The sequence below is a fragment of the Ancylobacter sp. FA202 genome, from assembly GCF_000380205.1.
Lineage (GTDB): Bacteria > Pseudomonadota > Alphaproteobacteria > Rhizobiales > Xanthobacteraceae > Ancylobacter.
Window position 1 is genome coordinate 2,713,265 of the sequence record NZ_KB904818.1, and the last position, 20,475, is coordinate 2,733,739.

Sequence of the window (20,475 nt, forward strand, 5' to 3'; positions counted from 1 at the left end):
TCACCTTGGCCCGTCGTGCAGAATTATGGCGCGCGCTGGCGAAGCGGAGCAAGGGCGCCATGAGGGTGCCGCTGGATGACAGGTGCTTATATTTCATAAGCGCCGCGCCTCCCGTGGCTCACCTCAGGTCGGTGAAGAGCTTGACCTCGGTGATGCCCACCGGGACCGTTTCGGGGCAGGGATCGTAGGAGATGGACAGGAGCGTCTTGGACCCAAAGCGACGGACACGGGTGTTCCACTCATGCCGCACCGCAGTGTCGACGATGATATCGGTATGTCGGTCGCTCACGCCGCTGACCAGCGCCAGCTTGCCGGAGTTGATGTCCCGCCGGAGAGCCGCGTTCGCCAGTAGCTCGCCGGACTCGTTCACGAGATGACGTTCCAGCGACTTGCCCTGCAGCAGCGACATGCCCGGCCACAGGGCGCGATACCCCCGCGATGCCGCCAGCAAGCGGACGCCGTCAAGATCATAGAGCGCCATGATGCCGGGCTGGCGCTCGGTGAACACACGCTCCAGCAGGATCTCGTCGCAGTCCGTCCGGTCGATCAGGTCGCGGATCCGCCGCATGAGGTCGGCGGATGGCGTGTCGTGCCCGTTTTCCCAATACGACACGGCCGCCTGGGACACGCCGAGCATATCCGCCAGCGCGACCTGCTTGATGCCGTTCAGTCGACGCCAGGAGCGAAGCCTCTGGGCGAAATGAGTATCCTCTTCCGACATCGATTCGGCATTCCTCGCCCGAGCTGCCCAGCATTTTACCGCTGGAAGATCATGGCGGCGCCCGTTCCGGGGTGTCAATCAACCTAAGCGGTATCTTGATGCGTTGTGCAGCCTAGCCCAAGCCGAAGCGTGCAGGCCGGCATCGTCAACGGGCAGAGAAGGTGCCCGGGCGGCCCGCCATCTCACGCGCCAAGGCCAGGAAGGCCTTCACGCCCGCCGGTAAATTCCGGCGGCCGGGATAATAGAGGCTGAGGCCGGGATAGGGGGGCGTCCAGTCTGCCAGCACCCGGACCAGATGGCCGGCCTCTATCTCGGCAAGAACGCTTTGCTCCATGAAGTAGCCAATGCCGATATTCTCCAGCACCGCCGTTCGGGCAAGGCTGGCTTCGTCGAGAATGAGGGGGCCTTGCACGTCGATCTGGACGGCCTCTCCGTCCTTCTCGAAGCGCCAGCGGAACAGCGAACCATCCGGCAGACGCACGCGGATGCACCGGTGGTGGAACAGATCCGGGGGAACGCGCGGCTTCTCATGCCGGGCGAAATAATCGGCCGACCCGACGATGGCGTGCCGCTGCGGGTGCCCGAGCGACAAGGCGATCATGTCGGTGGGAACCAGCCCGGCGACACGCACGCCGAGGTCGAACCCCTCGGCGACGACGTCGATCAGGCGCCCCTCGGTGACGAGGTCCACATGCATGTCGGGGTAGCGACGCACAAATTCCAGCACCAGGGGCGAGAGAATGGCACGCGCGGCGAAGGGCGCCGCGTTGATCCGGATCGTGCCGGACAGGGTCTCGCGTTGCGCGCGCACCGCCTCCAGCGCGCCGTGAATGTCCTGCAGCGCCGGCCCCACCTGTTCCACGAACAGCGTGCCGGCTTCGGTCAAGGCGACGCTGCGGGTGGTGCGGTTGAACAGGCGGACGCCGAGGCTCGCCTCCAGCTTGGCGACGGCGTGGCTGAGCGCGGTGGTCGACATGCCGAGATCGATCGCGGCGGCGCGGAAGGTCCCGCGCCGGGCGATCGTGAGGATGGCCTCCAGCTCACTCAGCCCAGCGCGGTTCATTGTCCCGAAATCCTCGATACGACATCCTGCTTTGTCCCACTTATGGGAATAATCGTCGAGCCTTATTGTGAAAATCAGGATTTTCCGATGAGGAGCACAACGATGGATATGCCGGAGAGCGTGCAGGCCTATTTCGACGCTGAGCGTCGCAACGACGCCGATGCGCTGGTGGCGGCGTTTGCCGTCGGCGCGGTGGTGCGGGATGAGGGGGCCGTCCATGAGGGGCTTACCGCGATCCGCCGCTGGTGGGTCGCGGCCAAGGAGAAGACCCACCACGTCACCGCCCCGATCGAGATGTCCGGAGGCGGCGAGACGGTGTCCGTCTGCGCGCTGGTGTCAGGCGATTTCCCCAACAGCCCGGCCACGCTCGATTTCGCCTTCACGATCGCGCAGGGCAAGATCGTCGCGCTGGAGATCGGATGATGACCGATTTCCTGAACCTGAACGGCAAGCGCGCCCTGATCACGGCGGGAACCAAGGGCGCCGGCGCGGCCACCGTCGAACTGTTCCGCGCGCTCGGCGCCAAGGTGCTGACGACGGCCCGCGCGCGCCCCGAGGGCGTGCCCGAGGAACACTTCGTCGCGGCGGACCTGACCACTGGGGAAGGTTGCGCGCGCGTGGCCGAAGAGACCCACCGGCGCCTGGGCGGCGTGGACATCATCGTCCACATGCTCGGCGGCTCCTCGGCACCGGGGGGTGGCTTCGCGGCGTTGACCGACGCCCTGTGGCAGCAGGAGCTCGACCTCAACCTGATGCCCGCCGTCCGGCTGGATCGGCAACTCGTGCCCGGCATGGTCGAGCGCGGAAGCGGCGTCGTCATCCATGTCTCGTCGATCCAGCGCGTATTGCCGCTCCCGGAATCGACGACGGCCTATGCCGCCGCCAAGGCCGCGCTCTCGACCTACAGCAAGGCGCTGTCGAAGGAAGTATCGCCGGAGGGCGTGCGCGTGGTGCGCGTCGCCCCCGGCTGGATCGAGACGGAAGCCGCCGAACGGCTCGTCCAGCGCCTGGCCGACCAGGCCGGCACGGACTATGAGGGCGGGAAGAGGATCATCATGGACGGCCTGGGCGGCATTCCGCTCGGCCGCCCGGCCAAGCCGGACGAAGTCGCCAGCCTCATCGCCTTTCTCGCCTCCGACCGCGCGGCGTCGATCACCGGCACCGAGTACATCATAGACGGCGGCACGGTTCCCACCGCCTAGGTTTCCAGTCCCACAGTGTGATGTCACCTGCGAGCGCGTCGCGGTGGTGAGCCGGTCGGAGAGTCGGCTGATGGGAGTTAAGTCGATCCAATGCGCACTCTTGCGGCCGCATCAAGCGTAGGAGCGGCGGCGAACGGCGTTCGCAGTTTTGTACCGAAATGGCGCACCCGGCACGATTCGAACGTGCGACCTCTGCCTTCGGAGGGCAGCGCTCTATCCAGCTGAGCTACGGGTGCCGAGGCGCGCGAGGCGCCTGTGCCGCGTCTTCATAATCGAACCATGGCCCCCCGGCAACCGGGTGCGCGCGGCCTTTCGTCGGAAGGTGGGGTGGATCGCGCGCCGCCGCCGTCGGCAGAGGTCGCAGGTTCGGGTCGTGCGGGGTGCCGTAGGTGTGCCGCTTATCGCAACAGGCCGTCCTCCGGAACGCTGTAGCGGAAAGCCGGCACATCAAGGCGGCGCGTTCACGGCGACAGGCTTCGGCGGTTTCCTGCTTCCGCTCATAGGGCTGGACCGTCGCGCCGTTGCCGAGCTGTTCAGCGCGTTCCTCGGCGACGCGGCCGCCAGCGCGCAGCAGATCGAGTTCGTGGACATGGTCATCGATCACCTCACCGTAAATGGCTCCAGGCCCCCTGGGCTTCTCTACGAGAGCCCCTTCACGGACATAGCGCCGAGCGGCCCGGAGCAGGTTTTCACGCTCTCCAGAGCCCAAAAGCTCGTCTCGATCATCAACGAGGTGAAGGCCAGCGCTGGGGGTTAGGCGGCAGCCGCGAAGGGGCGCGCGAGGGCGTCAACGCGCCGCTTGCAGTGTGGATGCGTCTACGGCATCTCGGATGCTGCCGGAGAGCGCCCCAGCTCAACCGAGCGCATGTTGACGGCGGATGAGCGATGGCGAAGCGCGACAATGCCTACTATCGAAGGCGGCTCGAAACCGAGCATCCCACCATCTTCCAGGACTTGAAGGACGGCAAATATGCGTCCGAGCGTGAGGCCTTCGTCGCCGCCGGCTTGCGGTCGGAGCGAACCCGGCTGCACGAGCTCAAGAATGCCTGGCGCAAATCGTCCAGAGCCGAGCAGGCGGCGTTCATGCAATGGCTGAAGCTGGAATACGCCAGGCTACGCGGGGCGGCAGCGATGTCTGTCGCACCGTCGACCGCGCCCCCGACCGCGCCCCCGACCGCGCCGGGCACATCCTCGGCGGCGGCTGTGGATTCGCTCGGCCATGTGATGCCCTGGGCGAAGGCCCGCATCCAGCAACTGATGGCCAGGCGAGGCCTCAAGCTCGGCGACGTGATGGCCGAGATGGGCTTCAAGAAGCTCAATCCTTCCCTCGCTCTCGCCTTGAATCAGGATAGCCGGCTCCGCGACGTGAGAATGGTCCGCGCCGTGGAAAAATGGATCCGAGAGCAAGACGGGTCGTAGATCTCTCCACGCCCGGACTTCAAAGCCGTCGGCACATCGGGGCCCGTTGCGCCGTCGTCGCCCTAAGGTCGCGGCATTGCTCGGGCGGGCCTGTCACTCCCCGTGGCGTCGCTGCCGCCGCCCCCGGCAGCCGGGGGCGAGCGGCCGTTCGTCGGGCGCACCGAACCGTGCTGGCAGGCCCCGCATGAGGGCCGTGCCGGCACGGCCCGCGTCACTTCGGCTGCGGCGGGCGGGCATTGGCGGTGGCGACGCGGCGTCCCCAGGAAATGAGGTTGGGCGAGCAGTCGTCGCGGTCGAGCGCGCATTCGATCAGGGTCGGGCCATTGGCATTGCCGCGCGCGCGGGTGATCGCCTCGGCGAGTTCGCCGCCCGTGCCGGCGCGCAGGCCGAGCCCTTCGCCGTCCTCGGCGTTGAAGACGTTGATCAGTCCGGCATAGTCCCAGTTCTTGATGTTGTTATACGGGCCGTCGTGAATTTCGACCTCGATCGTGTAGCCGCGATTATTGATGAGGAAGATGAGGATCGGCAGCTTGCGCCGGATCATCTGCGCCACTTCCTGCGCGGTCAGCTGGAACGAGCCGTCGCCGATCATCGCGATCACCTGCCGTCCGGGCGCCCCCACCGCATAGCCGAAGGTAGCCGGCACCGCCCAGCCGATCGAGCCCCATTGCATCTCGATCTCGAAGCGCGCGCCCTCGGGCAGAGCGAGGTTCATGCCGTTGAACCAGGAATCGCCGGTCTCGACGAGCACCGTGCTGTCGCCGGTCAGCAGCCCCTGGATCTGGCGCATCATCTCGGTGCGCGAGAGCTTGGCCTCCGGCGGCGCCTCCGGCACGGCGGCCGGCGCGGCGCGCAGCCGGTGCAGCTCGTTCAGGGCGGTGGGGTTAGCCTCCACCCGCGTCGCCAGGCCGTCCAGCACCTCGGCCAGCCGCACGCCGCTGAAATCATGCCCGGCAAGGCTGACATGGTCGATGTCGAGGGTGAGCACGTTCGCCCCGGCCGGGTTCGAGGTCCAGCCGACCGTGGAATAGTCGTTGAACAGCGTGCCGATGCAGATCAGCCCATCCGACCAGTCGACGATCTCGCGCGTGGTTGGCGAGGAGACCTCACCCCAATAGATCCCGGCGAATTGCGGGTGCGTCTCGGGGAAGAAGCTCTTGGCCGCCGCCATGACAGCCACCGGGCAGCCCAGCGCCTGCGCCAGCGCCTGCGCCGCGGGCTCGGCCTTGGCCGCGCGCAGCTTGGAGCCGATGAGGATGAGTGGCTTCTTGCGCGCCTTGATGAAGTCCGCCGCCGCGCTCACTGCCGCCTCAAGCGTGTCGGCATCGCTGGGCGCTTGGGCGAGAAGGCTGCTCACCGGCCCGGGCGCGGCGCAGGGGGCGCCGGCAATGTTGCAGGCGATCTCGATATAGGCCGGCTTGCTTTCGCGCAGCGCGGCGCGGATCGCCCGATCGATCTGGGAGGGCGCCTTGTCCGGCGAGGTGATCGCCACCGCGCAGCAGGTGATCCGGGCGGCGATGTCCAGCTGGTAGGAGAGATCGGACGTCGCCATCGTGTGGTGCAGCAGGTGGTCGGTGGCGCGGTCATTGGTGTTGGGCGCGCCTGAGATCAGGATGACCGGCAGGTTTTCCGCATTGGCGCCGGCAATGGCATTGATGATCGACAGGCCGCCGACGCTGAAGGTGACGACAGCCGCCGCCGCGCCATTGGCCCGGGCATAACCCTCGGCGGCATAGCCGCAATTGAGCTCGTTGCAGCAATAGACCTGCTCGGTTTCCTCATTGGTCAGCAATTGGTCGAGCAGCGCCAGATTGAAGTCGCCGGCCACGGCGAAATGGTGCTTGAGCCCGATCTGGGCGAGACGGGCGGCAAGATAGCTACCTACGGTGTACGTCATGTTGCGCTCGGTGATTGCCTTGAGGAAGGTTATCGGAACCTAGCAGCATACCCGGCCCGCCGGTATCTCGAATGAACGCCGCGCGCGCCCTCGTGGCGCCCTCGTGGCGCCCTCACGCCTGCCCGGCGAGCAGGGCGGCGATCCGCGCCAGGGTGCCCGGCGCCGCGTCGGGGCGCAGGCCGACACCATCCTCGCCCGCCAGCAGGCCGGCGAGGATGTCGGCGACGGCCTCCATAGCGGGGGCGAGAAGCCCCAGCGTCGCGACAAACTGCGTGCCGACCCGCAGCGCGGCTCCCCCCGGCCGGGTGATGTCGGGGCAGAGGCCGAGGATCACGCCGCTTTCCGCCAGCGAGGCGACGAGCGGGCGCGGCGCAGCCTCCGCTGCGATCGGGATCAGCATCTGGTGCGTATGGCCCGCTTCGGGCGCGATCACCGGCAGGCCGCGCGCGCGGCAGGCACTGGCCAGAGCGGCCGTATTGGCCACCACGCGCCCAGCATAATCAGCCGCCCCGGTGCGCATGTCGGTGAGCAGGCGCAGCAGCGGCGGCAGCAGGGCGGCGTTATAATTGGCGAGAAAGCGCGCATCGAGCAGCCGCGCCAGCGCCTCGCCCTGCGCCGGGTCGCGGCCGAGGATGAGCCCATGGGGCAGGCCGGGGAGGGTCTTGTAGGTCGAGGTGACAAGCACATCGACGCCGGCATCCAGCGGGTTGGGATAGGTGCCGCCGGCAATCAGCCCGGCGACATGCGAGGCGTCGAACACCGTCGTCGCCCCCACCGCGCGGGCGGCGGCGACCACCGGGGCGATGTCGTCCGCTCCGACCATCACGCTGCGCCCGAGCATGACGAGGCGGGGCCGCCGCTCTTCCACCATCCGCGCGGCGCCTGTCGCATCGAGGCAGAGGCCGGCGGCGTCGAAAGGCAGTTCCTCGCAGACGAGCCCGGCGAGGTCAGGCGTGCCGCCGCGCCGCTGGCTCAGATGTCCGCCCTGCGCCTTGTCAGGCGCCAGCATGAGGTCGCCCGGCCGGGCGAAGGCATGGAACACGGCGAGATTGCACAGGGTCGCGCTCGGCAGGCGCGGTTCGGCCCAGCCGGCGCGGAAGAGGGCGCAGGCTTCCTGCCGCACCGCGACCTCGAACCGCGAGACCAGTTCCGTGCCCGGCTGCTCCTTGTCGAAGCTCGGCCCCATGGAGGGCATGGCACCAAGGCCCGGGGCATAGGCGGCGATCACCTCGGGCGAGGGCAGGTTGGCGCCGGCATAGAGCACGAGGCGCTGGCGGGCGAGCGTGTCGCCATGGCGCGCGGCGGCGGCGAAGAGCGTTGCGTGATCCCCAGTCATGCCACGGAGATAGCCGCTAATCGCCACGCGGCCAATGCGGCCTCGCCACGCAGAGTGTGGCGGGCGGGCGGCGGGTTGTTATATAGCTCAGCCATGACAGACACCCCCGCCAGCCCCCCAGCGCCCCGCCGCGCGCCGCTGTTCTCCCCTGAGGAAGTGGAGCGCTATGCCCGCCATCTCGTGCTCAGTGAAATCGGCGGGCCGGGCCAGCAGAAGCTGAAAAAGGCGCGGATGCTGGTCGTGGGCGCGGGCGGGCTCGGCGCGCCGGCGCTGATGTATCTCGCCGCCGCCGGCGTCGGCCATCTCACCGTCATCGACGATGACGAGGTGTCGCTGTCGAATTTGCAGCGGCAGATCATCCACACCACCGCCGCCATCGGCCGGCGCAAGACCGAGAGCGCGGGCGAGTTCATCGCCGCGCTCAACCCGCATGTGGCGTTTGAAGGCATCAACGCCCGGCTCACCGCCGGCAATGCGCTGGAGCTGGTGGCGCAGGCGGATGTGGTGATCGACGGCTCGGACAATTTTTCCACCCGCTATCTGGTCTCGGATGCCTGCGCGCTGGCCGGGGTGCCGCTGGTCTCGGCGGCGCTGGGGCGTTTTGATGCCACGGTGACGACGCTGCGCCCGCATGAGCAGGGGCCGGACGGCACGCCGAACCCGACCTATCGCTGCCTGTTCCCGGAGCCGCCCCCGGCCGGCACGGTGCCGAGCTGCGCCGAGGCCGGCATTCTCGGCGCGGTGGCCGGGGTCGCCGGCACGCTGGTGGCGCTGGAGGCGGTGCGCGCCGTGGCTGGCTTCGGCGAGGGGCTGGTCGGGCGGCTGCTGATGATCGACACCCTCACCATGCGCTTCGAGACGCTGAGCTATGGCTGGGACCCGGACAACCCGCTGACCGGGGAGAACCCGACGATCAAGGATCTGTCGGGGCATATGCGCTGAAGCGCCACTCTCCGCATGGCGTGGAGGGGGGGGGCGTCATCCCGGCCGAGCGAAGCGAGAGCCGGGATCGCATCCCTCTTCGCGAGGGAAGCGGCATGAGGTTCCACAATCCCGACGCAGGCACTCAACGCGGAGCAATCAGCGCCCGATCGCGTTCGAGGAGCGAGCTCAATTAGCTGAACCTGGTGTCCGCAGAACCGGCTGCAGGCCAGACGGCCGCACTTCTGCGAGTCCGCCCATTAGGCTGCCGTCGGGCCGCGAGGCGCCCAACGCGCCGGCCATCATCCGGCTCAGCCATTGGCGGTTCGCCGGAGGGCCGTCGTTAGGGCAGTCATTTGCCTGCCGGGCCGATGACTGTCAGCGCACACGGCCCTGCCGGCTGAAGCACTCCTCGATCTTGGTCACCACCGCCGCCGACCCGCTGAGCGGCCATTTGACCGGCCGGGAGCCGTTGATCTTGGTGGTCAGCAACTTGCCGTTCCTCAGGGCAGCGACAAAGGCGTCGTCCAGCCCCGCCTCACCCGCGCCTTCGGGGGTAAAGCCGAACTGGGCATCCACGCGGCGCCCGTCGAGCGTGATGACGCCGCCCTCAAACCCTTCCGTCTGGTCGGCGGGGACACGCAGTTCCCAACCATGCGTCTTTTTCTGAAGGATCAAGAAGCCGGCGGGAAGGTTGATCGACCCGGCGCAGCCGACGAAGTCCGACCCCGCCCTCAGGGAAACGACCTCCCATCCACGGGTGCTGCCATAGGGCAACATTTCGAGGTCGGCAGTGTTCTGCGCCGCGCTGTCGGCCGGCTCGCCGCCGGCATTCATGCCGGGTTCATCGGCGACGGGCTCGCAGCTGAACTGCTCGGAGCCGATGAAAAGTTTCGGACCCTCGCCTTCCGGCCAAAACTGCAGTTCGCGCCCGGGGTTGACCCAGGCCCCGTTGCCGTCGGGCACGAGGGGCGCACTGAAGGCGCCATGGAAGTTGCCACTGCTGGATTCGGGGTTCGTCTCGACGACGAAGCCGAGATCGCCGCCGCATTTGTAGAGAAGCTCGCTTTGCGCCCGCGCGGACCCGCAGGCGGCCACAAGTGCAACCATAGCAATAAGGATTCTGACCAGGCGGGTGTCCATGGCGTGACCGTGCAAAGGGAGGAAGCGTGCAGGGGCGGGCAATCCAACGCGGCTTGGGCATCGACAGACGTTCCGACCGAGGGGTCAGCTGTGTCGATAGCTCTGGCTGCGGGGTACTGCGCGCCGCATTCTGCACGTTCCCTGATACCGTTCAAGAGTCGTTCTGCCGGAAATGCAAGGCGGATGTCGACGGAGGACGGCGCCTCCCGCAGAGCGGCTGCATTCGCAGCGCCGGCAAGGCCCTGGACAACAGAGAACCGCTTGACCAGGGACCGCTCAACGGTATCTTGATAGTCCTAGAGGTATGTAGCTTTCTGAACCGCCAGCCTTTTCGCCCGCGCGCCATCCATGCGAGAGACATCATGATCAGACCTGCCCTTTCGGTGCTGGCCGTCGCAGCAGTCGGTCTTCATTTGGCGACCGTTCCCGCCCTGGCGAGTGAGCGCGTCCTTGCCAATATCGGGATCTGGCGCGTCATTCTGAACCGCAACAAAGACAACAATTTCAACCGCTGCATCATCGAGACCAACCAGAACGGCAAGGTGCTGCGGGTCGCCCATAACGGCAAGGGGCCGGATTTCAGCCTCTCGGTCCCGGCGCTGGGCCACAGGAACGGCAACGATGGGACCATCGGCTTCAATGGCAACCAGCCGGAATATTTCCGCTTCGCATCCGACCGCGAACGCGCCTGGACGGTGATGAGCTGGGACATGTCCCAGCTTTTCGAGACGGCCCGCTCGATCGAAGTCTGGATCGGCAATCGCGAGCTCCAGTGGAATCTCCGCGACACGCAAAAGGCGATTATTCGCCTGACCGATTGCGTCAACGAGAATGCGCCATGAAGCACTGAACAGGCAGCGGGGCGCGTTTCTCATCGAGAATCGGGCCCACCCCACGGGAGCGAACCCACTCCAGCCAATCCGCCTCGCGCTGGTACTGGGCTCGACCGATCCACTCCAATGAGCCCGCAGGCCCGGCGCTCCGATTGTCATCGTGCGTGGGTCCTGCCGCCGGACATAAGGCGCCCGTCATGTTGAGATGCGCGCGCAGCGCGCCTTGAAGCGCGCAGGCGCCCGCCCCCCGCCCCGCCCTACAGCATTGAGGGCAGCACCCGGTCGGGCGGGCGGTGGCCGTCCATGAAGGCCTTGATGTTGACGATCACCTTCTCGCCGGTGTCGACGCGGGCCTCCACTGTGGCCGAGCCCATATGCGGCAGCAGCACCACCTTGCCGGCGCGGGCGAGCTTGAGCAGCTTCGGGCTCACCGCGGGCTCGCGCTCGAACACGTCGAGGCCGGCGCCGGCGATCTCGCCATGCTCGATCATGCGGATCAGCGCGTGCTCGTCGATCACCTCGCCGCGCGCGGTATTGACGATATAGGCGTCCTTTCGCACCAGCTTCAGCCGGCGGGCGGAGAGCAGATGGAAGGTGGCCGGCGTGTGCGGGCAGTTGATGGAGAGAATGTCCATCCGCGCCAGCATCTGGTCGAGGCTGTCCCAATAGGTGGCTTCCAGATCTTCCTCGATCTGGGCGGGCAGGGGACGGCGGTTGTGATAATGGATCTGCAGGCCGAAGGCGCGGGCGCGGCGCGCCACCGCCTGGCCGATGCGGCCCATGCCGATGATGCCGAGCCGCTTGCCCCAGATGCGGTGGCCGAGCATCCAGGTCGGCGACCAGCCGGGCCAGGCGCCGTCATCGCTGGTGATCAGCGCCGCGCCCTCGGTGAGCCGGCGTGGCACGGCGAGAATCAGCGCCATGGTCATGTCGGCGGTGTCCTCGGTGAGGACGCCGGGCGTGTTGGTAATGGTGATGCCGCGTGCCGTCGCGGCGGTGACGTCGATATGGTCGACGCCATTGCCGAAATTGGCGATCAGCTTGAGGTTCGGACCGGCGGCCTCGATCACCTTGGTGTCGATGCGGTCGCAGATGGCCGGCACCAGCACATCGGCCGTGGCCATCGCCTCGCAAAGGTCGGCTTGGCTCATCGGCACGTCGTCGACATTGAGCCGCGCGTCGAACAGCTCGCGCATGCGGGTTTCGATCTTGTCGGGCAGCTTTCGCGTCACGACGACCAGCGGCTTCCTGCGGGCCATGTTGCTCCCCGTACAAATCACCGTGGCGGTCAAGCTCCCGTTAACGCTACGGGCCCCACACTCGCGCCAAAACCGGGCGAGGCGTTCCTTAGCAGACAGGTCCGCGAAACACAAAAATGCACCGATTCGCAGTGCAGGCGTGTTTTCACGATCGCGCTGCCGGACAGCGCCGCCGCGATGGGCGAAGGATGATTGAGACGATGCGTAACAAAAAGCTTCGAGGTCGGACGAAGCTGCGGATGACGAATATTCTGCTGGCCTGTTTGGCGTCACTGGCCTCACTGTCCACCACACTGCACTCATCGGCCAGAGCGCAGGAGGAGCCGGCGGCAGCCGATATGGCGGGCCCCGCAGGGCGCACCAGCGGCCTGCCCGTGCCGCGATTCGTCAGCCTCAAGGCCGACAAGGTGAATGTCCGCTCCGGCCCGACCCGCGATCATGGCGTCGCCTGGGTGTTCACCCGCGCCGGGCTTCCCGTTGAAATCACGGCCGAATTCGAGACCTGGCGGCGGATCCGCGATGCTGACGGAGCCGAGGGCTGGGTCTATCATTCCATGCTGTCGGGCCGGCGCACCGCGCTGGTCAATCCGTGGAAGGCCGGCGAGGAAATATCGCTTTATTCGGAACCCTCTACCGGCTCGGCGGTCCGCGCCCGGCTGGAGGCCGGCGTGCTCGGGAAGGTCGAGCATTGCGACGGCAAATGGTGCCGCTTCTTCGACAATGGCTTCGACGGCTTCATCGAGCAGGAACGGCTCTGGGGCGTCTATCCCGGTGAAAAGCTGGAGTAGGCGTCACACCGGACGGGCGGCGATGTAGCGCCGCTCCTGGGTGAGGCCGCCATAGCCATAGGCGTCGCCCCGCGCCTCCACCACATGCACATAGCTTTCCGCGTGGAGCGGGCCCAGAACGTCGCCGAAAGCGGCGAAGGTCGCGGCGATGAAGGCCGCCTTCTCATCCTTGGTGTTGGTGCCCTCTGTCACGCGGATGTCGAGCCAGAAGGCGGCAAGGCTTTGTTCCGACAAGCTTATCCCGGCGCAGAACCAGTGTGCCGGATCGGCCCGCTCGACCAGAACGGCGGTGACCGAGGGGTCCTTGCCCAGCCATTGCCGCGCCAGTTGCGCGGCGCATGCGGCAAGGGCGGCCTCCCGCCCGGCGGCAGGAGATGCGGCGAATCGAATCTGGATCATCGGCATGGCGTGGCTCCCTTCAGTGGTGTGAGGGGAGTCGTAGCGCCTGCCAAGAAATGATAGAACGCTATCATTGAGACTAGCAATGATAGCGATTTGTTATGGATGATCGGCCCCTCGATCTCGAACTCGTCCGCGCCTTCGTGCATGTGGCCGATCTCTCCAGCTTCACCCGCGCCGCCGAAGCGCTGGGCGGCACGCAGGCGGGGGTGAGCCTCAAACTGCGCAAGCTGGAGGCCCGACTTGGTCGCACACTCCTCGAGCGCACCCCCCGCCTCGTCCGCCTCACCGCTGACGGCGCCCTCTTTCTGGAGCGCGCCCGCCGGCTGCTCGCTTCCGACCGCGAGGCTCGCCTGTGGGATGCGGCGCCCGTGCGGCGGCTGCGGCTCGGCATCAGCGACCACACCACCGGCGATACGCTGCCGGCGCTGCTGCGACGGCTCTCCTCGGTCAGCCCCGGCATCGCATTCGACATTCGCATGGGATTCTCCCGGGTGCTTTGCGACGCCTTCGATGCCGGCGAACTCGACGCAGCCGTGGTGCGGCGCGAGGGCAGCCGGCGCGACGGGGAGGTTCTGCGGCAGGATCGCTATGGCTGGTTTGCCGCCGGCGACTGGCAGGCGCGTGGCGATTCGCTGCCTCTGGCCTTGCTGGCGCCTCCCTGCGGGGTGCGCGCCACGGCGGTCGAAGGGCTCGGCTCCTCCGGTATTGCCTGGCACGAGGCCTTCACCGGCGGCAGCGTCTCCTCGGTCAGCGCTGCGGTGGCGGCGAGGCTGGCCGTGGCGCCGCTGGCCGCCCATCTCGCGCCCCCGGGCAGTGTGGATGTCGGCCCGGCGTTGAACCTGCCGGCTCTCCCTGTGGCCACGGTGATGCTGGTGGCCCGCGCCGGCGACGCGCCGGCCAAGGTGGCGCTGCGCGAGCTGGCGGCTTTCCTGCGGGCCTAGGGTATCGACGCAGACAACGAAAAAGGGCCGGTCAACGACCGGCCCTTCGGGGATGGTGAGCGACGATCAGGAACGGCGCTTGGGGCGCAACCGGACCACCACGTCGACCCGCGCGACCTCATAGCCTTCTGGCGGCTCGGGAATGCGCTCCACCTCGACCGAGGTGCTGGGAATGTCGACGAGGTTGTTCTCGCCTTCGAGGAAGAAGTGGTGGTGATCCGAAGGGTTGGTGTCGAAATAGGTCTTCGACCCATCGACCGCCAGCTCACGCAGCAGGCCGACCTCGGTGAACTGGTGCAGCGTGTTGTACACAGTGGCCAGCGACACCGGGAAACGGGCCTTGATCGCCTCTTCGTGCAGGATTTCCGCCGAGACGTGACGGTCGCCCTTGGCGAAAAGCAGCCAGCCGAGTGCGAGGCGCTGGCGGGTGGGGCGCAGGCCGACATCGCGCAGCATGTGCCGCACGTCGTGGAACGGGCAGCCCGTGCGGCCCGCGCCATCGCGCAGCTTGGCGACGGGCAGGATGGGACCGTCTTCCTCCACGACCATGCGGGAGAAGGCCAGGTTCTGGGGGCGAAAGCCTTCGCTCATCTTTTCTTCCGAACCATCGTTACCGCCTTTCCCGCCCCGAAGGCGGTAAGGTCGATCCGCAGCATAACAGGCACTTGGCGCGCCGCCCGACGACGCGGGAGGCACGCGCACAGTGCCATTTTCATCGAGCATTATATCGGCACGGCGGGGGGCGGGGCAATATCGTGCGGAATAATCGTAATGGTTCCAATCTGCGCGGCGCCGAGGCCGCTTGCGCCCCAGGCAGGCGGCGGCCGTTTTGTTTGTACGATGGTGCCAGGATGCCGTCGCGCGAGTGACATTTTGAATGTCCCCGCGCGGGAGCGGTGGCTTTGAGCGGGCGGGGCGCTGTGATAGGAAGCGCGCTGCGTCAGGTGGCCGGGGCGGCGACAGCCCATGCCAATGCCGCGCAAACAGCGGCCGCGGGCTGCTCAAGGCAATGGAAACAGCAAGCGTGGGTATTACCGAAACGATGGTCGAGCGGCAGACGAGCTTCACTTACGAGGAACTGCTCGCGTGCGGGCGCGGAGAGCTTTTCGGGCCGGGAAATGCGCAACTGCCCGCGCCGCCGATGCTGATGTTCGATCGCATCACCGAGATTTCCGAGGATGGCGGCCCGAACGGCAAGGGCCATGTGCGGGCCGAGCTCGATATCCGGCCCGACCTGTGGTTCTTCGGCTGCCATTTCATCGGCGACCCTGTCATGCCCGGCTGCCTCGGCCTTGATGCACTCTGGCAGCTTGTCGGCTTCCATCTCGGCTGGCTTGGTTCTCCCGGTCGCGGGCGTGCGCTTGGTGCCGGCGAGATCAAGTTTTCCGGCCAGGTTCTGCCGACCGTCAAGAAGGTCGTGTACGGGATCGATTTCAAGCGCGTCATGCGCTCCAAGCTGGTTCTCGGCATCGCCGATGGCTGGGTGGAAGCCGATGGCGACGTCATCTACCGGGCGGGCGATCTGAAGGTCGGCCTGTTCCAGTCCTGATCCCGCCGCCCTTGCGAGGCTCTGCCCGCATGGCCATTTCGCGTGCCTGGGATCCCCTCGCGTGCTTTGAAGGAAAGGAAGCCTATGCGCCGTGTTGTCGTAACCGGAATGGGCATCGTCTCGTCCATCGGCAACTCCACGCAGGAGGTGCTCGCCTCCCTGCGCGAGGGACGGAGCGGCATCAGCCGGGCCGAGAAATATGTTGAGCTTGGCTTCCGCAGCCAGGTGCAAGGCGCGCCGCAGCTCGACGCCAGTGAGGTGGTTGACCGCCGCGCCATGCGCTTCCATGGCGGCGGCACCGCGTGGAATCACGTCGCCATGGATCAGGCGATCCGCGACGCGGGCCTCGAAGAGCACGAGATTTCCAACGAGCGGACCGGGCTCATCATGGGTTCGGGCGGCTCTTCCACCCGCACCATCGTCGAGGCGGCGGACATCACCCGCAAGAATTCCAGCCCCAAGCGTGTCGGCCCGTTCGCCGTGCCCAAGGCGATGGGCTCGACCGCCTCCGCGACGCTCTCCACCTGGTTCAAGATCAAGGGGCTGAGCTATTCCATCTCCGCTGCCTGTGCGACCACCAATATCTGCATCGGCAACGCCGCTGAGATGATCCAGTACGGCAAGCAGGACATCATGTTCGCTGGTGGCTGCGAGGATCTCGACTGGACGCTGTCGTGCCTGTTCGACGCCATGGGCGCCATGTCGTCCGACTATAATGACCGCCCCGCCGTCGCCTCGCGCCCCTATGACAAGAACCGCGACGGCTTTGTCATTTCCGGCGGCGCCGGCGTGCTGGTGCTGGAAGAGCTGGAGCACGCCAAGGCGCGCGGCGCGCGCATCTATGCCGAGATCGTCGGCTACGGCGCCACGTCGGATGGCGCCGACATGGTCGCCCCTTCCGGCGAGGGCGCGGCCCGCGCCATGAAGCTCGCGCTGGCCGGCGTGAAGGGCGGCATCGACTATATCAACCCGCACGCCACCTCGACCCCAATCGGCGATCTCAAGGAGATCGAGGCGATCCGCGCCGTATTCGGCGACAAGGCACCGCCGATCTCGGCCACCAAGTCGCTCACCGGCCATTCGCAGGGCGCGACCGGCGTGCACGAGGCGGTCTATTCCATCCTGATGATGCAGAACGGCTTCATCTCGGCCAGCGCTCATATCGACGAGATCGACCCCGCCTTTGCTGACATGCCGATCGTGCGCGAGCGCGTCGACAATGCACGGCTTGAGCGGGTGCTCTCCAACGGATTCGGTTTCGGCGGGGCGAATGCGGTGCTGGTTTTCCAGCATCCTGAAGCTTGATCGACGCGGCGCGGCGGCGGAAGGGACAGTCAGCATGAGTCTGATGCAGGGGAAGCGCGGCCTGATCATGGGCGTCGCGAACGACCATTCCATCGCCTGGGGCATTGCCCGGACGCTGGCGGCGCAGGGCGCCGAACTCGCCTTCACCTATCAGGGCGAGGCACTGGGCCGCCGGGTGAAGCCGCTCGCCCAGAGCCTGGGCAGCGACACGCTGCTGCCCTGCGATGTCGAGGACCTCGCCTCGGTCGACGCGGTGTTCGCGGCGCTGAAGGAGAAGTGGGGCACGCTCGACTTTCTCGTCCACGCCATCGGCTTCTCGGACAAGAACGAGCTGAAGGGCCTCTACGCCGACACCACGCGGGCCAACTTCACCCGCACCATGGTGATTTCCTGCTTCTCCTTCACCGAGCTGGCCAAGCGGGCGGCGCCGTTGATGACGGAAGGCGGCTCGCTGATCACGCTCACCTATGGCGGCTCGACCCGGGTGATGCCGAACTACAATGTTATGGGCGTCGCCAAGGCGGCGCTGGAGGCGAGCGTGCGCTATCTCGCGGCCGATTACGGTCCGCAGGGCGTGCGGGTGAACGCCATTTCCGCCGGCCCGATCCGCACGCTGGCCGGGGCGGGAATCGCCGATGCGCGGTTGATGTTCAACTACCAGAAGCGTCACGCGCCGCTGCGCCGTACCGTGACCCTCGACGAGGTCGGTGGCGCCGCGCTCTACCTGCTCTCGGACCTGTCCTCGGGTGTCACCGGAGAGGTTCATTTCGTCGATTCCGGCTACAACATCATCTCGATGCCGCACCCCGACGCTCTGAAGACCATCGAGGACGCCGAGGAACGGGCCGCTGGCGAGGCGGCGGAGTAGGGATTTTCCGCGAAATCGGATGAAGGAAGGCCCGGCGCTATGCCGGGCCTTTGCGTTTTACGCCCTCAGCGCGATCCGGTAGGCGTGGGCGGGGTAGACCCCGAGAATCCGCACTTCCTTGGAGAAGAACGACAGTTCTTCCAGCGCCAGCTTGAGGCTCGGGTCGTCGGGATGACCGTCGACATCGGCATAGAACTGGGTGGCGAAGAACTCGCCGTCGAGCTGGTAGGATTCCAGCTTGGTCATGTTCACGCCATTGGTGGCGAAGCCGCCCATCGCCTTGTACAGCGCCGCCGGCACGTTGCGCACGCGAAACACGAAGGTGGTCACGGTTGGCCCGTTATTGGCGGGCGCCCATTCGCCGTCCTTGGCGAGGATGACGAAGCGCGTGGTGTTGTGCGCCTCGTCCTCGATGTTCTCGGCGATGATGTCGAGGCCGTAGATCTCGGCGGCGAGCCGTGAGGCAATGGCCGCGCGCGTCGGGTCCTGCGATTCCGCCACCAGGCGCGCCGAGCCTGCTGTGTCGGCACCGACAATGGCCTTCAGCCCCAGCTTGCGGATGATGTTGCGGCACTGGCCGAGCGCCATCACATGGCTTTCCGCCGACTTCACCGTCGCCAGCGACGCGCCCTTGATGGCCATCAGCTGATGCGAGAGCGGCAGGAAGAACTCGCCGATGATGGTGAGGCCGGAGGTGGGCATCAGGTGGTGAATGTCCGCCACCCGCCCGGCGACCGAATTCTCGATCGGGATCATGCCGAGATGTGCCTCGCCATTCTGAAGCGCGGCGAAGGCGTCTTCGAAGGTGGCGCAGGGCACGGCCTCGTGCTCGGGATAAACCTCGCGGCAGGCGATATGCGAGTTCGCGCCCGGTTCGCCCTGGAAGACGATGGTGCGGCGGCTGGTCATGAGAGCGTCCTTGATTCGTCCGCGGCCTTGAGATGTGCCGCTTCCCGGGCAAGCATGGCGCGGGCCTTTTCCAGATCTTCCGGCGTATCGACGCCGAGCGGCACGGTGTCGACAATGGCGACATCGATCCTCATGCCGGCCTCCAGCGCGCGCAACTGCTCCAGCTTCTCGCGGCTCTCCAGCGGCGAGGGCGGCAGGGCGACAAAGCGCTCCAGCGCGCTGCGGCGATAGGCATAGAGGCCGATATGGTGGAACAGCTGCCCCTCGCCGTAAGGGGCAGTGGCGCGGGTGAAATAGAGCGCGCGCAGCCGTCGTGGCGTGATAGAGCTACCGACGGCTTTCACCACATTGGGATTGGTGCGCTCGCCTGCCTCGGTGATTTCGGCCGCCAGCGTGCCGATGTCCACCGCCGGGTCATCGAGCAGGTCGAGCGCCGCACGGATGAGGGCGGGGTCGATCGTCGGCAGGTCGCCCTGCACATTAACGATCCGCGTCACACGGCCATCCGGGTCGATGCGCCCGAGCGCCTCGAAGATTCGGTCCGAGCCGCTGACATGATCGGCACGGGTCATGACGACCTCGAATCCGGCGCTTTCCACCGCGGCGCGCACGCCCTCGTCATCCGTGGCGACCACTACCCGGCCGATGCCCGCCGCGGCGGAACGCCGCGCCACTTCGACGATCATAGAGCGACCGCCAAGATCGGCGAGCGGCTTTCCCGGCAAACGGGTCGAGGCCATGCGGGCTGGAATAAGAATAAGTGTGTCCTGGGAGGACATGTCGGTGCCCTGTCATCGTGCTGCGTGGTGCCGGGCGCCTCTCTCAGAGTGGCGAAACGTAGCACCGCAGCGCGCTTATACGGGTTGCACGCGAACCGTCAAAATGATTAGTTCCCGCGCGCCATTGGCGGTCGCAAGCGAGCGCTGATACATTGCGCGCAGGGTATTGCGGGCCAGCCGGATGGCTCGCGTGCCGGGTGAGGGAGCGAATATTTCGATGGACAGCTTCGAGCTGAACAAGGTTGCTGGTGCGGTCCTGGGCGTGCTGACGTTGACGCTCGGTCTGAACGTGTTCGCCGACATCCTGTTCTCCAGCCATGGGCCGGAGAAGGCGGGCTACGAGATCGCCGTGCAGGAGGAACTGACGGGCCAGGCGCAGGCCGAGCCTGCCGCCGTCCCGCTTCCCCAACTCCTCGCCGCCGCCAGCCCGCAGAAGGGTGAGGCCCAGTCGAAGAAGTGCGCGGCCTGCCACAACTTCGTGGAAGGTGCCGGTGCCAAGGTCGGTCCGGATCTCTACGGCGTCGTCGGCCGCCCGGTGGCGAGTGCGGAAGGCTTCGCCTATTCCGCCGCGATGAAGGCGCACGGCGGCGACTGGACTTTCGAGCAGCTCAACGGCTTCATCAAGAGCCCGAAGACGCATGTTCCCGGCACCTCGATGGGCTTCGCCGGTATCGCCAAGGATACCGACCGCGCCGACCTGATCGCCTATCTCAACACGCTGTCGCACAACCCGCTCCCGCTGCCCTCGCCGGAGGCGACGCCCGCCGCCGCTGAGCCTGCGGCGACCCAGCCGGCTTCAGGCGAGACCGGTGGCAACGTCCCTCCGCCGGCCGGCTCCGCCGCGCCTGCCACCACCGTTCCGGCGCCCGCGCCGGCTGCGCCTGCGCCCGAGGCGCCCCCGGCTCCGGCTGCGCCTGCACCCGAAGTGGCTCCTGCGCCGGCGGCTCCCGTTCCGGCAGAACCGGCTCCGGCCGAACCCGCTCCTGCGGCGCCCGCTGCGCCCTGAGCCGCCCGCCCTGCGGGGCGAGGCTTTCACGATCACGTCAGGCCGGCGGCGCAATGCGTCGCCGGCCTTATTCTTTTCCGGACTCCCCCCTTCATATTGACCGCCAATGTTCATAATCGTCATGGGGCTTGCGC

22 protein-coding genes and 1 tRNA gene are annotated in these 20,475 nt (G+C 67.0%); 12 read left to right on the forward strand and 11 right to left on the reverse strand.

Translation table 11 applies throughout. The features are described from left to right. Positions 1–118 precede the first annotated feature (118 nt). Both A3M1_RS0112265 and A3M1_RS0112270 read right to left on the reverse strand, forming a co-directional pair. Complete coding sequence (locus tag A3M1_RS0112265; RefSeq protein ID WP_018389268.1) at positions 119–721, reverse strand: helix-turn-helix domain-containing protein; 603 nt, start codon at positions 719–721, stop codon at positions 119–121. A gap of 145 nt (positions 722–866) precedes the next feature. Beyond that, positions 867–1,784, reverse strand: a complete 918-nt coding sequence (locus tag A3M1_RS0112270; protein WP_018389269.1) for a LysR family transcriptional regulator — start codon at positions 1,782–1,784, stop codon at positions 867–869. 102 nt (positions 1,785–1,886) lie between these two features. Here A3M1_RS0112270 and A3M1_RS0112275 point away from each other — a divergent pair, with 102 nt between their 5' ends. Further along, positions 1,887–2,207, forward strand: coding sequence for a nuclear transport factor 2 family protein (locus tag A3M1_RS0112275; RefSeq protein WP_018389270.1), 321 nt, complete (start codon positions 1,887–1,889; stop codon positions 2,205–2,207). Then, positions 2,207–2,986 (forward strand): SDR family oxidoreductase, encoded by a 780-nt coding sequence (locus A3M1_RS0112280; protein WP_018389271.1) that lies wholly within the window; start codon positions 2,207–2,209, stop codon positions 2,984–2,986. Before A3M1_RS0112275 ends, A3M1_RS0112280 begins: the two co-directional genes overlap by 1 nt. A 159-nt stretch (positions 2,987–3,145) precedes the next feature. Here the strand turns inward: A3M1_RS0112280 and A3M1_RS0112285 are convergent. Then, a tRNA-Arg gene (locus tag A3M1_RS0112285) sits at positions 3,146–3,222 on the reverse strand. A 155-nt stretch (positions 3,223–3,377) separates the two neighbouring features. On the opposite strand from A3M1_RS0112285, the gene A3M1_RS0112290 reads away from it, so the two are divergent. Then, entirely contained in the window at positions 3,378–3,743 is a 366-nt protein-coding gene (locus A3M1_RS0112290) for a type I restriction-modification enzyme R subunit C-terminal domain-containing protein (RefSeq protein ID WP_157626321.1), read from the forward strand. Positions 3,744–3,871: 128 nt separating this feature from the next. Further along, positions 3,872–4,405: a hypothetical protein gene (locus A3M1_RS0112295; RefSeq protein ID WP_018389273.1), complete on the forward strand. Its 534-nt coding sequence runs from the start codon at positions 3,872–3,874 to the stop codon at positions 4,403–4,405. 211 nt (positions 4,406–4,616) lie between these two features. Here A3M1_RS0112295 and A3M1_RS0112300 read toward each other — a convergent pair whose 3' ends face one another. Then, positions 4,617–6,302, reverse strand: a complete 1,686-nt coding sequence (locus A3M1_RS0112300; RefSeq protein WP_018389274.1) for an alpha-keto acid decarboxylase family protein — start codon at positions 6,300–6,302, stop codon at positions 4,617–4,619. Positions 6,303–6,414: 112 nt separating this feature from the next. Then, positions 6,415–7,638 carry a hypothetical protein gene (locus A3M1_RS0112305; RefSeq protein WP_018389275.1) on the reverse strand — a complete coding sequence of 408 codons (1,224 nt, stop codon included), beginning with the start codon at positions 7,636–7,638 and terminating at the stop codon, positions 6,415–6,417. 93 nt (positions 7,639–7,731) lie between these two features. Here A3M1_RS0112305 and A3M1_RS0112310 point away from each other — a divergent pair, with 93 nt between their 5' ends. Further along, on the forward strand, positions 7,732–8,580 hold the full coding sequence (locus A3M1_RS0112310; RefSeq protein WP_198291132.1) for a molybdopterin-synthase adenylyltransferase MoeB: 849 nt from the start codon (positions 7,732–7,734) through the stop codon (positions 8,578–8,580). 357 nt (positions 8,581–8,937) lie between these two features. Here the strand turns inward: A3M1_RS0112310 and A3M1_RS0112315 are convergent, their stop codons facing one another. Then, positions 8,938–9,702, reverse strand: a complete 765-nt coding sequence (locus A3M1_RS0112315; RefSeq protein WP_245261657.1) for a hypothetical protein — start codon at positions 9,700–9,702, stop codon at positions 8,938–8,940. Between the two features lie 26 nt (positions 9,703–9,728). Between A3M1_RS0112315 and A3M1_RS26895 the strand changes: the two genes are divergently transcribed. Beyond that, entirely contained in the window at positions 9,729–10,544 is an 816-nt protein-coding gene (locus A3M1_RS26895; RefSeq protein ID WP_245261658.1) for a hypothetical protein, read from the forward strand. A gap of 248 nt (positions 10,545–10,792) precedes the next feature. Here the strand turns inward: A3M1_RS26895 and A3M1_RS0112325 are convergent, their stop codons facing one another. After that, complete coding sequence (locus A3M1_RS0112325) at positions 10,793–11,794, reverse strand: D-glycerate dehydrogenase (protein ID WP_018389279.1); 1,002 nt, start codon at positions 11,792–11,794, stop codon at positions 10,793–10,795. Positions 11,795–12,033: 239 nt separating this feature from the next. Here A3M1_RS0112325 and A3M1_RS0112330 point away from each other — a divergent pair, with 239 nt between their 5' ends. Next, positions 12,034–12,582 carry an SH3 domain-containing protein gene (locus A3M1_RS0112330; protein ID WP_245261659.1) on the forward strand — a complete coding sequence of 183 codons (549 nt, stop codon included), beginning with the start codon at positions 12,034–12,036 and terminating at the stop codon, positions 12,580–12,582. 3 nt (positions 12,583–12,585) lie between these two features. On the opposite strand, the gene A3M1_RS0112335 is transcribed toward A3M1_RS0112330, so the two are convergent. Continuing rightward, complete coding sequence (locus A3M1_RS0112335) at positions 12,586–12,987, reverse strand: 4-oxalocrotonate tautomerase (protein ID WP_018389281.1); 402 nt, start codon at positions 12,985–12,987, stop codon at positions 12,586–12,588. 95 nt (positions 12,988–13,082) lie between these two features. Between A3M1_RS0112335 and A3M1_RS0112340 the strand changes: the two genes are divergently transcribed. Beyond that, entirely contained in the window at positions 13,083–13,925 is an 843-nt protein-coding gene (locus A3M1_RS0112340; RefSeq protein WP_018389282.1) for a LysR family transcriptional regulator, read from the forward strand. Between the two features lie 66 nt (positions 13,926–13,991). Here A3M1_RS0112340 and irrA read toward each other — a convergent pair whose 3' ends face one another. After that, positions 13,992–14,516, reverse strand: coding sequence for an iron response transcriptional regulator IrrA (gene irrA / locus A3M1_RS0112345; protein ID WP_018389283.1), 525 nt, complete (start codon positions 14,514–14,516; stop codon positions 13,992–13,994). A 451-nt stretch (positions 14,517–14,967) separates the two neighbouring features. Here irrA and fabA point away from each other — a divergent pair, with 451 nt between their 5' ends. From fabA to fabI, 3 genes are all read left to right on the forward strand, one after another. Continuing rightward, complete coding sequence (gene fabA / locus A3M1_RS0112350; RefSeq protein ID WP_018389284.1) at positions 14,968–15,474, forward strand: 3-hydroxyacyl-[acyl-carrier-protein] dehydratase FabA; 507 nt, start codon at positions 14,968–14,970, stop codon at positions 15,472–15,474. An 84-nt stretch (positions 15,475–15,558) separates the two neighbouring features. Further along, positions 15,559–16,779: a beta-ketoacyl-ACP synthase I gene (gene fabB / locus A3M1_RS0112355; RefSeq protein ID WP_026221295.1), complete on the forward strand. Its 1,221-nt coding sequence runs from the start codon at positions 15,559–15,561 to the stop codon at positions 16,777–16,779. A 34-nt stretch (positions 16,780–16,813) separates the two neighbouring features. Beyond that, positions 16,814–17,647, forward strand: a complete 834-nt coding sequence (gene fabI, locus A3M1_RS0112360; RefSeq protein ID WP_018389286.1) for an enoyl-ACP reductase FabI — start codon at positions 16,814–16,816, stop codon at positions 17,645–17,647. 57 nt (positions 17,648–17,704) lie between these two features. On the opposite strand, the gene A3M1_RS0112365 is transcribed toward fabI, so the two are convergent. Together A3M1_RS0112365 and A3M1_RS0112370 are read right to left on the reverse strand one after the other, a co-directional pair. Beyond that, positions 17,705–18,556 (reverse strand): prephenate dehydratase, encoded by an 852-nt coding sequence (locus tag A3M1_RS0112365; RefSeq protein ID WP_018389287.1) that lies wholly within the window; start codon positions 18,554–18,556, stop codon positions 17,705–17,707. Further along, positions 18,553–19,335 carry a 3-deoxy-manno-octulosonate cytidylyltransferase gene (locus A3M1_RS0112370; RefSeq protein ID WP_081620349.1) on the reverse strand — a complete coding sequence of 261 codons (783 nt, stop codon included), beginning with the start codon at positions 19,333–19,335 and terminating at the stop codon, positions 18,553–18,555. The genes A3M1_RS0112365 and A3M1_RS0112370 overlap by 4 nt, the downstream gene beginning before the upstream one ends. A gap of 217 nt (positions 19,336–19,552) precedes the next feature. On the opposite strand from A3M1_RS0112370, the gene A3M1_RS0112375 reads away from it, so the two are divergent. Continuing rightward, positions 19,553–20,341 (forward strand): cytochrome c family protein, encoded by a 789-nt coding sequence (locus tag A3M1_RS0112375; protein ID WP_018389289.1) that lies wholly within the window; start codon positions 19,553–19,555, stop codon positions 20,339–20,341. Positions 20,342–20,475: the final 134 nt, after the last annotated feature.

Coding starts and splice junctions, on each gene's coding strand:
- A3M1_RS0112265 (WP_018389268.1), bottom strand. CDS start 721: ATGTCGGAAGAGGATACTCATTTCGCCCAGAGGCTTCGCTCCTGGCGT.
- A3M1_RS0112270 (WP_018389269.1), bottom strand. CDS start 1,784: ATGAACCGCGCTGGGCTGAGTGAGCTGGAGGCCATCCTCACGATCGCC.
- A3M1_RS0112275 (WP_018389270.1), top strand. CDS start 1,887: ATGGATATGCCGGAGAGCGTGCAGGCCTATTTCGACGCTGAGCGTCGC.
- A3M1_RS0112280 (WP_018389271.1), top strand. CDS start 2,207: ATGACCGATTTCCTGAACCTGAACGGCAAGCGCGCCCTGATCACGGCG.
- A3M1_RS0112295 (WP_018389273.1), top strand. CDS start 3,872: ATGGCGAAGCGCGACAATGCCTACTATCGAAGGCGGCTCGAAACCGAG.
- A3M1_RS0112300 (WP_018389274.1), bottom strand. CDS start 6,302: ATGACGTACACCGTAGGTAGCTATCTTGCCGCCCGTCTCGCCCAGATC.
- A3M1_RS0112305 (WP_018389275.1), bottom strand. CDS start 7,638: ATGACTGGGGATCACGCAACGCTCTTCGCCGCCGCCGCGCGCCATGGC.
- A3M1_RS0112310 (WP_198291132.1), top strand. CDS start 7,732: ATGACAGACACCCCCGCCAGCCCCCCAGCGCCCCGCCGCGCGCCGCTG.
- A3M1_RS0112315 (WP_245261657.1), bottom strand. CDS start 9,702: ATGGACACCCGCCTGGTCAGAATCCTTATTGCTATGGTTGCACTTGTG.
- A3M1_RS0112325 (WP_018389279.1), bottom strand. CDS start 11,794: ATGGCCCGCAGGAAGCCGCTGGTCGTCGTGACGCGAAAGCTGCCCGAC.
- A3M1_RS0112330 (WP_245261659.1), top strand. CDS start 12,034: ATGACGAATATTCTGCTGGCCTGTTTGGCGTCACTGGCCTCACTGTCC.
- A3M1_RS0112335 (WP_018389281.1), bottom strand. CDS start 12,987: ATGCCGATGATCCAGATTCGATTCGCCGCATCTCCTGCCGCCGGGCGG.
- A3M1_RS0112340 (WP_018389282.1), top strand. CDS start 13,083: ATGGATGATCGGCCCCTCGATCTCGAACTCGTCCGCGCCTTCGTGCAT.
- irrA (WP_018389283.1), bottom strand. CDS start 14,516: ATGAGCGAAGGCTTTCGCCCCCAGAACCTGGCCTTCTCCCGCATGGTC.
- fabA (WP_018389284.1), top strand. CDS start 14,968: ATGGTCGAGCGGCAGACGAGCTTCACTTACGAGGAACTGCTCGCGTGC.
- fabB (WP_026221295.1), top strand. CDS start 15,559: ATGCGCCGTGTTGTCGTAACCGGAATGGGCATCGTCTCGTCCATCGGC.
- fabI (WP_018389286.1), top strand. CDS start 16,814: ATGAGTCTGATGCAGGGGAAGCGCGGCCTGATCATGGGCGTCGCGAAC.
- A3M1_RS0112365 (WP_018389287.1), bottom strand. CDS start 18,556: ATGACCAGCCGCCGCACCATCGTCTTCCAGGGCGAACCGGGCGCGAAC.
- A3M1_RS0112370 (WP_081620349.1), bottom strand. CDS start 19,335: ATGTCCTCCCAGGACACACTTATTCTTATTCCAGCCCGCATGGCCTCG.
- A3M1_RS0112375 (WP_018389289.1), top strand. CDS start 19,553: ATGGACAGCTTCGAGCTGAACAAGGTTGCTGGTGCGGTCCTGGGCGTG.